The organism is Roseibium sediminicola, assembly GCF_023156505.1.
In the GTDB taxonomy this organism is placed as follows: domain Bacteria; phylum Pseudomonadota; class Alphaproteobacteria; order Rhizobiales; family Stappiaceae; genus Roseibium; species Roseibium sediminicola.
Window position 1 is genome coordinate 228,514 of sequence record NZ_JALNMJ010000004.1, and the last position, 15,525, is coordinate 244,038.

Below are 15,525 nucleotides of genomic sequence, written 5' to 3' on the forward strand. Positions count from 1 at the left end.
ATGAATGAAGCTTTGACGCTATTGTCCTTTGGGGACCAGGGCTGGGGCGATACGATTGCGCTCGGTGTCCTGGTAACGGTTTCACTGGCAATCGCCACCTTGCCGTTCGGACTGGTTCTCGGGTTTCTGATCGCACTTGCAAAAAAGTCGTCGGAACCGAGCCTGAAACTCGCGGCCAATATCTACACAACGGTTTTCCGGGGCCTCCCGGAGCTGCTCACTCTGTTTCTGGTCTATTTCGGTGTCCAGATCGGCATCCAGCAGGGACTGAAGCTGATCGGGGTCGAAACCTATGTCGAGGTGAATTCCTTCGTCGCGGGTATGGTTGCCCTTTCGTTGGTGTTCTCCTCCTACGCATCCGAGGCCTTTCTGTCCGCCTTCCGGGGCATCCCTCAGGGACAGTATGAAGGCGGCCATGCGCTTGGTCTGTCACGCTACCAGACCATGTCGCTGGTCATCTTGCCGCAACTCATTCGATTAGCGCTGCCGGCCCTCGGCAATCTTTGGCTGATCCTGCTCAAGGAAACTTCCCTTGTATCTGTGATCGGCCTTGCCGATCTCGTAAGGGAATCGGGAATTGCAGCGCGTGTCACCAAGGAACCCTTCATGTTCTTCGGCATCGCCTGCCTGATCTACCTGGTGCTGGCGATGATCTCGTCCACCGGCCTTGCCCGGATTGAGCGCTGGACCAAAAGGGGAGAAGGCGCAAGATGATCGCTGCCAATCCCGTAACAGGCCTGCAACGCCCGCCGGCACCACCGCGCCGCTGGACCAACACCCGGATCTTCGGTCATGTGCTGATGGCTCTCTGGATCCTGTCCGGAGCGTCCCTTGTCTATTATTTGGGCAGCAACGTCGCCAGCCCGTTTGTCCTGAAGTACTGGCCAAACTATCTCAGCGGCTTCATCGTCACGCTGCAGATTGTCAGCGTGTCCCTGTTGCTCGGCGCGCTCCTGAGCCTGCCGATAGCCGCGGCGCGGGCCTCCAAGTGGAAGATCTTTTCGGCTCCGGCCTATGCCTATGTCTATTTCTTCCGCGGCACGCCGCTGCTGGCCCAAACCTTCCTGATCTATTACGGCGCGGGCTCGTTCCGGCCGGAGCTCGAAGCCGTCGGACTTTGGGGCTTCTTCCAGGAAGCCTGGTATTGCGTAATATTTGCGTTTTCGATGAACACCGCCGCCTACCAGGCGGAGATCCTGCGCGGTGCTATCCAGAATGTCCCCAAGGGCCAATGGGAAGGCGCCGCGGCCCTGGGCATCAGCAAACCTGTCGCCTTTTTCAAGATCATCCTGCCGCAGGCCCTGATGGTTGCGCTGCGCCCCTATGGCAATGAGATCATTTTGATGATCAAGGGCTCCGCAATTGCCTCTATCGTGACGATCTACGATCTCATGGGCGAAACCAGGCGCGCCTATTCACGCTCCTATGACTTCCAGGCCTATATCTGGGCAGCGGTTACGTATCTCATGATCGTGGAAATCCTGCGCCGGGTCTGGGACAAGTTCGAGGCCCGCCTCACCCGCCATCTGAAACGGTGATCCGTCACCGTTTCTCTCGCCTTTGCCCGCACCGTTCAACCGGATGATCCGTCATGTCCAAAGCACCGCCGGCCGCTCCCGGCCTTCATCTCGACAGCCTGTTGGCCCATGGCGGTGGCGGATTTGATGCCGCCACCGGCGCGGTTGTTCCTCCGATCCCGACGGCAACAACTTTTGTCCGGGATGAGAACTACGCGCCGGTCAGCGCGGACCACATCTACAGCCGTGACGACAACGCGCTGTTCAAAAAAACGGAAGGCCTGATAGCCGCGCTCGAAGGCGGCGCCGACAGCCGGCTGTTTTCCTCCGGCATGGCCGCCGTCGCAGCCGTTGCCCGCAGTGTCCCCCCCGGCGGCACCCTGCTCGTCCAGTCCGGCATTTACTGGGGCACGACCTTGTTCCTGCGCAAGCTCTGCGCCCGCAACAAGGTTGCCCTTATCGAGGCCGATGCCTGCGACCGGCAGGCCTTCCTGGACGAGATCTCCGTGACCCGCCCCGACCTCGTCTGGCTGGAAGTGCCCAGCAACCCCTTCCTGAAGGTTGCGGATATCAAGAGCATCGCGGCCCAGTGCAAACAGGCGGGATCCGTTCTTGCGGTCGATGCGACGGCGGCGACACCGCTGATTCTGAAACCGCTCGCGCTCGGGGCGGATCTGGTGATGCATTCGGCGACCAAGGCGCTCAACGGCCATTCGGATCTACTTGGCGGCGTGGTGACCACCCCAGACGCTGCAAGCGATGCTTGGCGCTTCATAACAGAAGAACGCAAGCTTGCGGGCGCGGTACTCGGCTCCTTCGAAACCTGGCTGCTGCTGCGGGGGCTCCGGACGCTGGCACTGCGCGTGGAACGCATGAATGCCAATGCCATGGCCGTCGCGACGTTTCTGGCAACGCATCCGAAGGTCGATGCGGTTCTTTATCCCGGACTTGCCGGTCATCCGCAGCATGAGCTCGCCAAATCGCAGATGCAGGGTGGTTTCGGCTCCCTCCTGTCCGTTCTGGTCAAGGGCGGCAAGGACGACGCCCTCAAGGTCGCCGGCGCGCTGGATCTGTTCCAGCGGGCAACTTCCCTGGGGGGCACGGAGAGCCTGGTTGAACACCGCTTCACCATTGAGGGCGAAGGCTCGGGCATTCCGGAAAACCTGCTCCGGCTTTCAATCGGCATCGAGCATGGCAACGACCTGCTGTCGGATCTCGACCAGGCCCTGGCCGGGATTTAAAGCATTTCGAGAATGGTTTGAAACAAGCATTGCCGACTTTTGCGTTCGAGGCAGAGCCGAGAGGCAGCTAAAGTCGGCTCAGACTTTTCACGAAATGCTATGGTCGGCCGCAACAAAAACCGGATTTCTCTGGGCTTCAGACCGATGACAAGCCCACAACTTGTCATGCCGGACAAGTGTAGCGTCGCTGCACGCTGATCCGAAACCCAGCATTTCAGCGTGAGCGAAAGCGAACACAGAGCCACTTAACTACCAGAATGAATTGATAAAAACGCGCTTTTGGCGCGAATAGTGCGCAGGGTTCCGGATCTGGCCATGCAGCTGCACCGCAGACCGTCCGAAATGACGGCCTGTCAATAAAAAAGCCCCGGATGTATCCGGGGCTTTCGTTGTTCCAAAAACCTCAGTCGGCCAGCGGTACCTTTGGCACCAGGCTTTTCTTCGGGGTCCCCCCCTTGCCCGGCGAGGACTTGGTGTCTTTTGGCGCCGCGGTCGCCTTCGCGGCCGGCTTGCGCTTGCGCTTCGGTTTCGGCTTGGCGTCCGTCTTGGCCTTTGGCTTCGGCGGGGTGGCGCGTTCCTCGATGCTTTCAAGCAACAGGCCCTTGCCGTCCTCGGAGACCGACACCTTGACCATGCCGCCCTTCTTGAGCTTGCCGAACAGCACCTCGTCGGCGAGCGGCCGCTTGATGTGTTCCTGGATGATCCGGCCAAGTGGCCGGGCGCCCATCTGGCTGTCATAACCCTTGTCGGCCAGCCATTTGACGGCGTCCTCGGTCAGCTCGAAGGTCACGCCGCGGTCGGCCAGCTGGACTTCCAGCTGCATGACGAATTTCTCGACCACCTTGTAGACGACTTCCATCGGCAGATTGCCGAACGGAATGATCGCGTCGAGGCGGTTGCGGAATTCAGGCGTAAACAGCTTGTTGATCGCTTCGGCGTCGTCGCCCTCCCGCTTCACCCGGTTGAAACCGACCGGCATCTTCGCCATATCGGCCGCGCCCGCGTTGGTCGTCATGATCAGGATGACATTGCGGAAATCGACCTGCTTGCCGTTGTGATCCGTCAGCTTGCCGTGGTCCATCACCTGCAACAGGATGTTGAACAGGTCCGGATGGGCCTTTTCGATCTCGTCCAGCAGCAGTACGCAATGCGGATGCTGGTCGATGCCGTCTGTAAGCAAACCGCCCTGATCGAAGCCGACATAACCCGGAGGCGCGCCGATCAGGCGGGACACGGTGTGCCGCTCCATATATTCCGACATGTCGAAACGGATCAGCTCGACCCCGAGCGACGACGCCAATTGGCGCGCCACTTCGGTCTTGCCGACACCGGTCGGACCAGAGAACAGGTAGCTGCCGATCGGCTTGTCTGGCTCCCGCAGACCCGCACGGGCCAGCTTGATCGCCGAGGCCAGCGTACCGATGGCCTCATCCTGCCCGTAGACCACCCGCTTCAGGTCGGTACCGAGATTTTCCAGAACCTCAGCATCGTCCTTGGAGACGGACTTGGGCGGGATTCGAGCCATGGTGGCGATTGTGTTCTCGATTTCCTTGACGCCGATGGTCTTGCGGCGGCGCGCTTCCGGCACCAGCATCTGCGAAGCACCGGTCTCGTCGAGCACGTCGATCGCCTTGTCCGGCAGCTTGCGGTCGGAAATGTATTTCGCCGACAACTCCACCGCGGTCTTGATGGCTTCCTGCGTGTAGCGGACCTTGTGGAAGTCCTCGAAATAGGGCTTCAGGCCTTTCAGGATATCGATGGCATCCGGAATGGACGGTTCGTTGACGTCGATCTTCTGGAACCGGCGCACCAGAGCCCGGTCTTTTTCGAAGAACTGGCGGTATTCCTTGTAGGTGGTCGAACCGATGCAGCGGATCGCGCCCGAGGCCAGCGCCGGCTTCAGCAGGTTGGAGGCATCCATGGCCCCGCCCGAGGTCGCGCCGGCACCGATCACCGTATGGATCTCGTCGATGAACATCACCGCGCCAGGATAGTCCTCGACCTCCTTGACCACCTGCTTCAGGCGTTCCTCGAAATCGCCGCGATAGCGCGTACCGGCGAGCAGCGAGCCCATGTCGAGCGAGAAGATGGTGGCGTCCTTCAGGACATCCGGCACGTCGCCATTGACGATGCGGTGGGCGAGGCCCTCCGCGATCGCGGTCTTGCCGACGCCGGGATCACCGACGAACAGCGGATTGTTCTTCGAGCGGCGGCACAGGATCTGAATGGTGCGCTGGATCTCGCTGTCGCGACCGATCAGCGGGTCGATCTTGCCCTTCTCGGCCTTCTCGTTGAGATTGACGCAATAGGCTTCGAGGGCGTCGGTCTTCTGATTGGACTTCTTGTCGGTTTCCGCACCGGGCAGCACGTCTTCCTCGTCCGCGCCTTCGACCGGGCGGGCCTCCGACATGCCGGGGCGCTTGGCGATCCCGTGCGAGATGTAATTGACCGCGTCGTATCGGGTCATGTCCTGGTCCTGCAGGAAATAGGCCGCATGACTCTCGCGTTCGGCGAAGATCGCAACCAGCACGTTGGCGCCGGTCACTTCTTCCCGGCCCGAGGACTGAACGTGGATGACGGCGCGCTGGATAACACGCTGGAACCCGGCGGTCGGCTTGGAATCCTCGTCGCTGTCGGTAACCAGGTTGTCCAGCTCCGTCTCGATATATTCGATCAGGTTGCGGCGGATCGTGTCCAGATCCACGTTGCAGGCCCGCATGACTGCCGCGGCATCCTGGTCGTCCAGAAGCGCCAGCAGAAGATGCTCAAGCGTGGCGTATTCCTGCTGCCGCTCATTGGCGAAAGCCAGAGCCTGGTGCAGGGCTTTTTCAAGACTGCGTGAGAAGGAAGGCACGTGAATTGTTCCTCACTTTTTTTCCATGACGCATTGCAACGGATGCTGGTGCTTGCGCGCAAAATCCATCACCTGGGTGACTTTTGTCTCCGCGACTTCGTAGGAGAATATCCCGCACTCCCCGACGCCGTGATGGTGAACATGAAGCATAATGCGGGTCGCCTCTTCCCGGTTCTTTTGGAAGAAGTTCTCCACAACATGAATGACGAACTCCATGGGCGTGTAGTCGTCATTGAGCAGCAGCACACGATAGAGATTGGGCCGCTTGGTAACTGTTTTTGTTCGGGTGACAACAACCGTTCCGGCGTCACCACCGTCATTGTCATAATCAGAGCCCGCCGACATTGCCGTTTCTATTGCCTCAATCACTCCGGCCATCACCAAGTTCCGAATTCCGATCAGGCTGGCACGGGCAACTGGTCCGGAACTTTCCGGAACCTCGGTCCCTGCCGCTGACTGATCCGCTTCATTCGGTAATCCTGCCGCGCCAGCCGCGCTCGCGCAATGGTCGATTTCATCAACATTCGGATAAGTGGCGGACTTGTATCCGCCGCTCAACCGTTAAAGCTGAATGTAGGTTTCCTGAAAGCGATTAAAAGATGGGGAGCTATGGCCGTTCGCCCTGCGCTCGCACGGCGATGAAAGGTCGTGCTAACCTTTCGGGTAAATCTGTGCATATAAAAAAAACCCGGCTCCTGCGAGCCGGGTTCTTATCCTGAACCGTCCGGTGACGGTGGGCGGCAGCGATTACTTCGCCATTTTGCCCAGAACGCCTTCGTACGGCTTGTAAACGTCTTTGGACATGTCGGTGACCATTTCGCCCAGCTTGGTCATTTCGCCGACAAAACCTTCATAAGCGGTTTTGACATAGTCGGCCTGAGCTTCAAAAGCCTTGTCCAGAGACTTGGAAGCAACCAGCTTCTCAACAGCCGCAGTGCCTTCCTCGAAAGACTTCTTCTGATAGTCTGCCATCTCGGCGGCGATCGCCTGGAAACCCTTGCTGACGGTACCGAAAGAATCCATGGCCATATCCATGTTGTCTTTGCTCATCTTCTGGATTTCATCAAAGTTGTTCATCATTTCACTGCCCTCATCCGGCGGCCCGGCTTCACGATCTCAGTCTTGGGAGTAGAGATAGAACCCGGCGCGCTTGTCGCGTTACCTAACGAGATTTCTTCGTAATGCACTGCACAAAAAGTGTCAAGGTGATTTTGCAGCGCAAAAACAACCTGAACGCGAGTAACCTCACCCTTTCAAAACGAATGGTGTGTGCCTTTCGCCATTCCCATGGACAAAAACTCTCAATGCGAAACACTTTCGTCACAATGTGAAAAACAAATCTCTCAGCCCGCCAGACCGCAACTAATCACGACTCAAAACAACAAACATAGTAGAATAAAGACAAAATTAACCAATAAATCGTGGAAAATTCGTGTTTTTACTTAAAACAAAAACAATGAATACGTCAATGACATATTAACCTGCCATTAACTCTAACAAAAATCTATATTTTTAAGTGGTTTTTATGTCGATCATTTACACATTCGTAACCGTGATTCCATCAAATAACCCATAGAGCGACGGGGCGGCGGTTTGAATCGCACGGGGGTTGGATCCAATCCGCACCGCCCTGAACACGAACCGCGTAACCCGGAATGGGAAGTTATTGTGTTTGGGATGCGTATTTTTCGCAATGCACGGGCCATCACCCGCACCGCAAGGATTCTGACCCTCGGCGTTCTGATGTTGAGCGTTCCGGCGACGGCCATGGCCAACCCGAAATATGCCGGCATCGTCATCGACGCCAAGACCGGCAAGACGCTGTATTCGTCTTCCGCAGACAGTTACCGTTACCCGGCCTCGCTCACCAAGATCATGACCCTTTATCTGGTCTTTGAAGAGCTCGAAGCCGGGCGCCTGTCGCTGAACTCCAACCTTACCGTTTCCAAATACGCGTCCGGCCGGCCGCCGTCGAAACTCGGCCTGAAGCCCGGCAGCACCATCAAGGTGAAGGACGCGATCCTGGCTCTGGTGACCAAGTCCGCAAACGATGTCGCCACCGTCGTCGCGGAGAATGTCGGCGGCTCGGAAAAGAAATTCGCCGAGCGCATGACACGCACTGCTCGCCAGATCGGCATGTCCAAGACAACCTTCCGCAATCCGCACGGCCTGCCCGATAACGGCCAGCGCACCACGGCGCGCGATATGGCGACACTTGGCATCGCCATTCAGGAACGCTTTCCCCAGTATTACGGCTATTTCAAAACCCGTGCCTACAAGTACAAGGGCCGCACCTACGGCAACCACAACAAGCTGCTCGGCCGGGTCAGGGGCGTCGACGGCATCAAGACAGGTTACATCCGGGCTTCGGGCTTCAACCTGGTCACCTCCGTCAATACCGGCGGCCGCCAGATTGTTGCCGTCGTCATGGGTGGCCGGACAGGTGCCTCGCGCAATGCGCAGATGACCAAGCTCATTGGCCGGTACCTTCCCAAAGCCAGCCGAGGCCGCAAGTCGGCCCCCTTGATCGCGCAGCAGACCGTCAAGCCGACCCATGTCGCGGTTGCGCTCAAGAACCCGCCCCTGCCGACGGCGAAACCCGGCAGCGAACCTGAACAGGCTGCCGGAACACCGATGGTCCTGGCCTTTGCCGCCAATGGCAGCGAGGCTCCGATCCCCATGCCGGCTCCGAGCACCGCGCCGTCCACAGCGGCCGCCCAGGTGCCTGTTACATCGCAGGCTCAGGTCGCAATGGCCGCAGCGGCTCCGGTCCCGGGTTTCGGCGAAGACGTGCCGTTGCCGCCCAAGGCAATCAAGCGCCGCTTTGACACCACTTTCGCTGTGGCCACCGCTTTGCCGCCGATCCCGCCGGAAAGCCCGGATGCGGCGCTGACCACCAATTCGATGTCCAAGACAGCGCTGATCCAGGCGGCACAATCCGTGCGCACCGGTCTGAAGCCTGAAGAAACGCCCCCGTCGCAGCCCCTGCTGCCCCGCAGTGTCAAGGTCGAGACCATCTCGCTCGCCGCCACGCCCGTGGAAACCGTCCCGGCGGAAACCGCCATGGCCAAGGCAGAGCAGGAAAGCGAAACCGAAAGCGACACCGTGACGGTCGCCACCAGCGACAGCGCGGAAGCGGAACCAGGCTGGCAGGTTCAGATCGCGGCCACCGAAACGGAAGGCCAGGCGATCACCATGCTGAAAACAGCCAAGGAAAAAACCGGCTCGGCCCTGCGCGGCCGCGTCCCCTACACCGAACCGGTCGAATCCGGCGGGCAGACCCTTTACCGGGCGCGCTTTGTCGGCTTCGACACCAAGACTGCGGCGTGGAACGCCTGCAAATCCCTAAAAAAGGCAAAATACGCCTGCTTCGCCATCTACCAGTAACCGCGTAACGGATGCCGTCAATGTCTTCTGAGAAGCGTGTCTTTAGCCTCGTTGATTTTCGCCGCGAGGAAACCGGAGCCTCCCTGGTCGGGATGAACCCGCAACATAAGCCGGCGGTGCGCGGCTCGAATTTCCGCGTCCCCGGCATCGGGCGCAAGCCCCAGGATCTGGTAGGCCTCCTCATCTGTCATGGGGCCCGAGCCAGGCGCGCTTCCCTGCCGCTCTGCTCCATCCGGCTCGAAGTGTTCACGCCAGCCGGCAAGCCTGCGGTCGAGATAAGCTTCGACTAACTGCCGGCTCTGAGCGTCCTGGGCGGTTTCCCGCCAGAATGCTTCCAATTCCGTTTCGTTCAAGTCATCCAGCCTGCGGCTTTGAAAGCCGCCGGCGAGCACAGTTCCAGACATCACTCCGGTGTCGTGGTCCAATTCCATTTCGACCATTGCCGTCCGGACGCGGGACCGCTGGCCGGAGGCCTTTTTCGGGTTGTAACCACCGGTCAGACCGCTAAGGCTGCCGAAGCCCAGGACACCAAGTCCCAGCCCCAGAAGCGGTATCCCGAGTACAATCCTCCCGGTGAGCATGAAAACCGCCGCCAGCGCAATCAGGAACCAGCCCGCAAGCGTTTGTACGGTTCCGGCGAGAGCCGCCGGGTTCGCCGTCACGAAGCGGTTGCCCAGAAGAACGAGCGCCGCGAGCAGGACCAGGCCGATAAGCAGATAAATCATCTGTCAGGTATATCCTGACAGACGGGATGGAGCGCTATTGGATTCATACTTCTATTTCTCCCTGTCCAGTTGGATCTTCTCGCTAATGTAGATGCCGGCCCGGGCGTTTCAAATCGTTCATGACCGCGCGCCCTAGCGCCCTCAGGCGCTCAGCGCATCGCCGTCTCCGTACCGAGGTTTTTCAGGACAAAAACGAAGGCAACCGCGTTGATACATAGCAGCAAGGCGATGGGAATGACCTCATCCTGCATCTGCGCAAGTACGCCCAGCAGCGCCGCGACCGCGGTTCCGAGCACGCCGGACGCAAAGCGGCTGGTGGCGACAAAATATTCCCGATTCTCGTCCGAACCAATTTCACCGAGATAGACCGCCAGTGCCACTGTCGCGATCTGAGCCGCCAATGCCATGAGGATCAACACCGGGAGATAGAGCATCAGCTCCGGCTTCGGCAAAGCCAGATCGTTGAACAGCGCGACTGCAGCCGCAATCATGGCCACGAATACAGCTGTCGCGAGGTTTGCCCCGACCGACTTTCCAGTCATCCGATAGATCGCCGGGCCGCTCAGAAGCGCGCCAACGCTCATGGCGATGACGAAGCCCGCATAGGCCCCGGGCCGCTCCTTGTGCAGGCTGGCCGCGTGAATGGCGTAAAACGGCATTGCTTGCGTCACGGAAAGAAGAAGCAGCCGCGCCGTCAGATAATTCCGGAACCAGTCATCCTGCCAGCACTGTCGAAAATCATGCAACGCGGCACGCGGTCCCTGCTTGCCTGGTTCTTGAGCCGATTTGCCCTTAGGCGCAGCCCGCACGGGTTCGGACACCGGCAGGAGCAGCAGAGCAGCCGGAACAGCCACAAGCAGTGCCAGCCAGGCAAGCGCCATATGGCTGTCGAGCGGGTCCTTGTCCTTGAACAGGTGATAGGCGGCCAAAGCGATCAGCATCGCGGCACAGGCGCTCAGTATCCCTTCCAGATTGAGGAGATGCCCCCGGCTTTCCTTGTCGAACAGGCTGGGAAGCATGGCTGTATAGGCCAGGTTTCCAATGCCTCGCCCGATCCCGATGGCGATTGTTGCCAGAATGAGGCACACAACGGTCAGGACAGGAAGACTGGCGTAGATGGCCGCAATGGCAATCAGGAGTCCCCCAGCAATGCCGCCGATGCCGGCAATCGCAAAGGTCTTTCGCTGTTGCGCCCCGGAGACAAGAGGAGCGGACAGCAATTCAGACAGGCGCGCGGAGACGGTGAACAACGGCACGACAACGGCGGCCAGAAAGACCGGAGCTCCCGCAGCCACGCAGATGAACGGCAGAAACACCTTGGGCGGCGCCAACCGGCGCTTCAGTGCATAAAATAATCCCTGTACCAGGATGAGGCGCCAATTGCGGCGGGAGCTCCAACTGTCCATAGCTCATCTAGGGGGGATTTGCCGTTGGTTACAATGGGAATTCGCAAACAATCCAACGACTTGAACAAAAGGTCCCGCCCCTCAACCGCCCGGCGGCAACTGGCTCAGCAGCAATGTCGCCCCGCGCCCACCCTGGCGTTCCAGTTGCTGCAAGGCCGGGCGGCCGCCGCTCGCGAACACGGCAACGGCCTTCAGCAAGTCGGCAAGCTGCTGCGCCGCCCCCGCATCAAAGCGGCAAAACGCGCCGTTTGTAAGCCTGGCAATCTCCCGGAAGGCGCGCTCGGCAACGCCGTCCCGTCCTTCCTGAAACAAAAACACCGGCACACCGAGCATGCCGAGCTGACCGGCCTTGTCGCACAGGACATCGACATTTTCTTCCATGCAGTCACCGACATAGACCAGCGCGGCGATCTTGTCGTCGCTGGCCGCTTTCAGGGCCGCGGTCAACACCTTGCCGATCTGCGTGCGCCCGCCCTGGCAGGAAATCCGGCTCATCACAGCCGCCAGCTCCTGGCCGTCCTTGAACCAGCGCGAGGCCCTGCATTCGCCAAATCCGCGGAAATAGACCAGTTTGATTTCAAGGCCTGAGATCTGACCGGCCTCCCGGAACATTTCCGCCTGGATGTGGCAGGCCTGGTCCCAGGTGGGCTGGCGGCTCATGGTCGCATCGAGAGCAAACACCAGACGACCGCTGCGGCCCGGATCCGGTGGGGTTTCCCTGGCCTTCTGCAAAAACGCGGCAACATCCGCAGCAGCCGACGGCGGCCTGCTGTCCGCCTCCTGGCGCACAAGCGGGTCGCCTTCTCGTTTGCCGGTTTTCGCCGTCACGGCCGGATCCTCCTGACAGGTGCTGCGATTCAAAGTGGGACCCGAATTCCGCTTTGGCAAGCTTGCCGTGTCAAACGCCCCCCAAATCAGGTCGGTTGTGGTTCAGAGGCTGCAATCCGCCGGGACGACCCGCGCCGTGTCCACAGATAGGCCTCCATCACCAGCGCATTCGGCACCCAGGCAAGCCAGCTCACCAGCAGATAGGCGGTGTCGAAGTCGATCCCGGCGGCAGTCGCCGCGCCCAGATAGACCCGCAACGTGACGGCTGCAAAGGTTAGCGCCGCAGAGCGCAGCATCCAGATCCGGTGAAGGTCGATCTGGCGCTTCAGCGCGAAATAGAAGGCCATTCCCGTCGTAGACAGCCAGATCACCGCCAGTATTGCGAACCCCGCCGCCGCGAACGGTCCGGCGGAGGTATAGAAGGCGAGCTGAAATCCCGCGACACCCGACACCAGGATTGCGGCAACATGAATCCTGCCCAGCCACCGATGCACCGCTGGCCGCCGTGCCCTGAGATTTTTAAGAAACTGGAACGGCATCACGGCGAGCGCGATCGGGGCGACGCCGATATGGGCGTAGAGCATCAGCGCATTGTCCTGAACATGATGCGCCATGAAATCCATCGCAGTCTCGACGCCCTGCGGCAGGAACCTGTAGGAAACAAGCGCGATCAGCACCGACAACACGGCCGCAACAGTAAAACCGACCCTGCCCAGAACCTTGACCAACCCGTTCATTCCACCTCCCCCCAACTTAACTTGACATTGTCAAGATAGGAACGAACTTGACAGTGTCAAGACAATCAGGAATGACGTTTCCATGATGACCTCTCCCACACCCCGGCGGCGCCGGGACGGTACGCTTCGAAACGACCTCGTCGACGCCGGCGTCACGTTGCTGCGCGAGCGCGGTCCGGACGGATTGTCCTTGCGCGAATGCGCGGCGATGGCAGGCGTCTCCCACGCCGCGCCGTCCTACCATTTCAAGAACATCGCCGGCCTTGCCACCGCCATCGCCGCACGCGGCTTCAAGCTGTTCTGCGACGCCATGACGACCAGGCTTGACGCGGCGTCCACAGCGCCGCAAGACCGGCTCAACGCCATCTGCCACGGCTATCTCGACTTTGCCTCGGAACATCCGCACCTGTTTTTGTTCATCTTTTCAGGACAGGCGTTCAATGAAGAGGACGACGACTTCAGCCGGCATTCCACCGCTGCCTATGCCATCCTGCGGGACACTTGCGGACCGTTTGTGCCAGCCGGAACGGCACCCGAAGACATCGAAATCCTGGTCTGGTCACTCGTTCACGGCTACGCGCATCTGACCATGACCCGCAAGAAGGATAATCCGGAGCTTGTGGGAAGCTGGCCGCCGCTGGACGCGCTTTTGAAGCATCTGAACAAGGCGCTGGAGACTGGCGGGTAAGACCGGATTTACAGCAGGCAGAGTTCGGTCAGGTCGCGGCGCATGTCGTCGGACATGGCCTGCGCGTTGCCGCCGATCCTGAGGTCGGCAGGCGCATCGGCGGCTTTCAGATAGCGCCATCCCTGGAACGGGCGTTTCGGCTGATACTGGGTCGGGATCAGCCTCGGCTCCATGATCAGGTCGCAGCGCTTGACGCCGGCTTCATCGGTAAACGGGCGGATATCGATCAGATGCTGGCGCACCTGGATCTTGCCCTTGATGACCCAGTAGAGCGAGCCGCCGTCGAGAAGCTCCTCCCGCCGTGTCGGCACCATGCGCGTGGTATGGACGGTTTCGGCGGGAAGACCGGATTTCCGGGCGTTTTCCATGCGGAAATCGATCCAGGCCTGCAGCGACTCGACGCTGTCGGCGCCAACGCACAATTTCACCAGATGCAAGGTCATGACCCTGACGTAGCAGGCTCGCCGGAGACGTCAAGATTTGCGTGTAAAAGGGTGGTGGATTGTCAGCTGCGACCCGGAGGAAGCGCTTGCGCGCGGACCTTGAAACGGGTTCTCTCAAGTCATGGATGTATTTGTGACAGGTGGCACCGGCGGCATTGGCGCAGCGGTGGTGAAACAGCTGGTTCAGGATGGCGCCAGCGTCATCGGCCTGGCACGATCCGACAACTCGGCGGCCAGATTGCGCGCCAATGGCGCAAGTGTCTATCCCGGTGATTTGCGCGCGCCCGAGAGCTGGGTTGCCCGTGCGGCCGCCTGCGATGCCCTGATCCATACCGGGGCGACCTTTTCGGATGACATGGGCCGGGTCGACAGGCAAAGCATGCTTGCCTTGAAACAGGCCGCGAAACACCGCAAGCAACCGCTCAAGGTGGTTTACACAGGCGGGATCTGGCTGTTTCCCGGCACGGGCGCGGTCCAGACGATCACCGAGAAAACGCCTTTCGCCCCCCTGCCCGCGTTCCGCTTCATGACGGAGACCATCCGCACGCTGTCGCACGGCACCGATCTCAATCTCACAGTCGTGCATCCCGCGCTCGCGTGCAGCCGCGACAGCGGTCCGATCGCCGACATGACCCGGGCGCTGAAGGCGGGCGAACCCTTTACCACCAGGGCGCGTCCCGACACGATGTGGCCGTTGGTGGAAATCGGCGACCTGGCGGCTCTCTACGCCCTCGCGCTCAAGCAGTCGCGTTTTCGCCTGTCGCTGATCGCCAGTAGCATTTCCGGGATCTCCGTAGGCCACCTCGCCTCGCATATCTCGGCGCGCCACGGGCAACCTCTGGAGATCGTGACCGAAGACGCTCCTCGAAACACCGCCCCTGACACGGACTGGAGCGCCGGCTACGCTCTATCCCAGACGGTCGACACCACGCATGCCCGCCGCGTCACCGGCTGGCAGCCAGATCATTCCACCGTGGAAGATCTCGTGGTCGCCCTGTCAAAATAGACGGTCGGCAGTTTCCTTTTTCAAAGTTCCGCGCAGCCTATTCTTTTGAGAAAAGACTTTCTCAATGTGTGAGCGTCTAGAATTGAGCAATATCCCGAACTGGATCGGCTCTTGTTCAAACTGCTCGCCACACTGTTTTTCCTGATCTGTTTAACTCCACCGCTCATGGCGGCAGCGGAGGCCCCACATGGTGCCTTCAAGGTCGTGAACACGGAGGGCTTCGTGCAAGAAGACGGCCGGCGCACTCCTCTGCCGGTAGACACTGCCATTGCCACGGTCTCGATCGTTCATCAGGAGAATGGTGGCCTCAGCCTGACCGTCAACGGAACCCAGATCGATCTGTTTCCGCTCGAAAACGGCCTTGCTGCACTGCAATGGAATGCCGATGGAACCTCCCTGCTCCACGCCGTTGACATCCAGGCCTTCCAGGACAAGGCCAACAGCAAGGATGTCCCCGCCTGGGGCGCCGACCTCGCATGGCCCGGTATGGGCATGGTGCGGCTTGTGCTCCTGCCTCTGGGGGCAAACGCCTATACCGGGTTTCTGATCAGCCACCCCGGCTCCAAAACCGTTGTTCGGCAAATGGAATTCCGCAAGGCCTTCGGCCCCGCCAACCGGCCAGCACCTGGTGCTGAGGCGGAAAACAAGGGCAGCTGAGACAACCCAATCGGATAAGATCTTGAAAACAAAAAA

15 protein-coding genes are annotated in these 15,525 nt (G+C 60.0%); 7 read left to right on the forward strand and 8 right to left on the reverse strand.

Going from position 1 to position 15,525, the window contains the following annotated elements:
* Genes M0H32_RS08230 through M0H32_RS08240 form a run of 3 tightly spaced genes read left to right on the forward strand, consistent with a single transcriptional unit; the run spans position 1 to position 2,758 of the window.
* Positions 1–714, forward strand: coding sequence for an ABC transporter permease (locus M0H32_RS08230; protein WP_248153095.1), 714 nt, complete (start codon positions 1–3; stop codon positions 712–714).
* On the forward strand, positions 711–1,538 hold the full coding sequence (locus tag M0H32_RS08235; protein ID WP_248153096.1) for an ABC transporter permease: 828 nt from the start codon (positions 711–713) through the stop codon (positions 1,536–1,538). Before M0H32_RS08230 ends, M0H32_RS08235 begins: the two co-directional genes overlap by 4 nt.
* 53 nt (positions 1,539–1,591) lie before the next feature.
* A complete protein-coding gene (locus M0H32_RS08240) occupies positions 1,592–2,758 on the forward strand; it encodes a trans-sulfuration enzyme family protein (protein ID WP_248153097.1) in 1,167 nt (388 codons plus the stop codon).
* Between the two features lie 403 nt (positions 2,759–3,161).
* On the opposite strand, the gene clpA is transcribed toward M0H32_RS08240, so the two are convergent.
* From clpA to M0H32_RS08255, 3 genes are all read right to left on the reverse strand, one after another.
* Positions 3,162–5,612 (reverse strand): ATP-dependent Clp protease ATP-binding subunit ClpA, encoded by a 2,451-nt coding sequence (gene clpA / locus M0H32_RS08245; protein WP_248153098.1) that lies wholly within the window; start codon positions 5,610–5,612, stop codon positions 3,162–3,164.
* Between the two features lie 12 nt (positions 5,613–5,624).
* Positions 5,625–5,957, reverse strand: a complete 333-nt coding sequence (clpS, locus tag M0H32_RS08250; protein WP_148587335.1) for an ATP-dependent Clp protease adapter ClpS — start codon at positions 5,955–5,957, stop codon at positions 5,625–5,627.
* Positions 5,958–6,359: 402 nt separating this feature from the next.
* Positions 6,360–6,692 carry a phasin family protein gene (locus tag M0H32_RS08255; RefSeq protein ID WP_282449286.1) on the reverse strand — a complete coding sequence of 111 codons (333 nt, stop codon included), beginning with the start codon at positions 6,690–6,692 and terminating at the stop codon, positions 6,360–6,362.
* A 597-nt stretch (positions 6,693–7,289) separates the two neighbouring features.
* On the opposite strand from M0H32_RS08255, the gene M0H32_RS08260 reads away from it, so the two are divergent.
* Complete coding sequence (locus M0H32_RS08260; RefSeq protein ID WP_248153099.1) at positions 7,290–8,999, forward strand: D-alanyl-D-alanine carboxypeptidase; 1,710 nt, start codon at positions 7,290–7,292, stop codon at positions 8,997–8,999.
* Positions 9,000–9,016: 17 nt separating this feature from the next.
* Here the strand turns inward: M0H32_RS08260 and M0H32_RS08265 are convergent, their stop codons facing one another.
* From M0H32_RS08265 to M0H32_RS08280, 4 genes are all read right to left on the reverse strand, one after another.
* Positions 9,017–9,724 carry a DnaJ domain-containing protein gene (locus tag M0H32_RS08265; RefSeq protein ID WP_248153100.1) on the reverse strand — a complete coding sequence of 236 codons (708 nt, stop codon included), beginning with the start codon at positions 9,722–9,724 and terminating at the stop codon, positions 9,017–9,019.
* A gap of 149 nt (positions 9,725–9,873) precedes the next feature.
* Entirely contained in the window at positions 9,874–11,130 is a 1,257-nt protein-coding gene (locus M0H32_RS08270; RefSeq protein WP_248153101.1) for an MFS transporter, read from the reverse strand.
* Positions 11,131–11,211: 81 nt separating this feature from the next.
* Positions 11,212–11,958, reverse strand: a complete 747-nt coding sequence (locus tag M0H32_RS08275; RefSeq protein ID WP_425607305.1) for a vWA domain-containing protein — start codon at positions 11,956–11,958, stop codon at positions 11,212–11,214.
* A gap of 86 nt (positions 11,959–12,044) precedes the next feature.
* On the reverse strand, positions 12,045–12,695 hold the full coding sequence (locus tag M0H32_RS08280; RefSeq protein WP_248153102.1) for a DUF2306 domain-containing protein: 651 nt from the start codon (positions 12,693–12,695) through the stop codon (positions 12,045–12,047).
* 82 nt (positions 12,696–12,777) lie between these two features.
* Between M0H32_RS08280 and M0H32_RS08285 the strand changes: the two genes are divergently transcribed.
* The gene (locus M0H32_RS08285) at positions 12,778–13,383 is read left to right on the forward strand and encodes a TetR/AcrR family transcriptional regulator (protein ID WP_248153103.1); all 606 of its coding nucleotides are present in this window, start codon (positions 12,778–12,780) and stop codon (positions 13,381–13,383) included.
* An 8-nt stretch (positions 13,384–13,391) separates the two neighbouring features.
* On the opposite strand, the gene M0H32_RS08290 is transcribed toward M0H32_RS08285, so the two are convergent.
* Entirely contained in the window at positions 13,392–13,826 is a 435-nt protein-coding gene (locus tag M0H32_RS08290; RefSeq protein ID WP_248153104.1) for a DUF1489 family protein, read from the reverse strand.
* 133 nt (positions 13,827–13,959) lie between these two features.
* Here M0H32_RS08290 and M0H32_RS08295 point away from each other — a divergent pair, with 133 nt between their 5' ends.
* Both M0H32_RS08295 and M0H32_RS08300 read left to right on the forward strand, forming a co-directional pair.
* A complete protein-coding gene (locus tag M0H32_RS08295) occupies positions 13,960–14,832 on the forward strand; it encodes an NAD(P)H-binding protein (RefSeq protein ID WP_248153105.1) in 873 nt (290 codons plus the stop codon).
* Positions 14,833–14,943: 111 nt separating this feature from the next.
* Positions 14,944–15,489, forward strand: coding sequence for a hypothetical protein (locus M0H32_RS08300; protein ID WP_248153106.1), 546 nt, complete (start codon positions 14,944–14,946; stop codon positions 15,487–15,489).
* Positions 15,490–15,525: the final 36 nt, after the last annotated feature.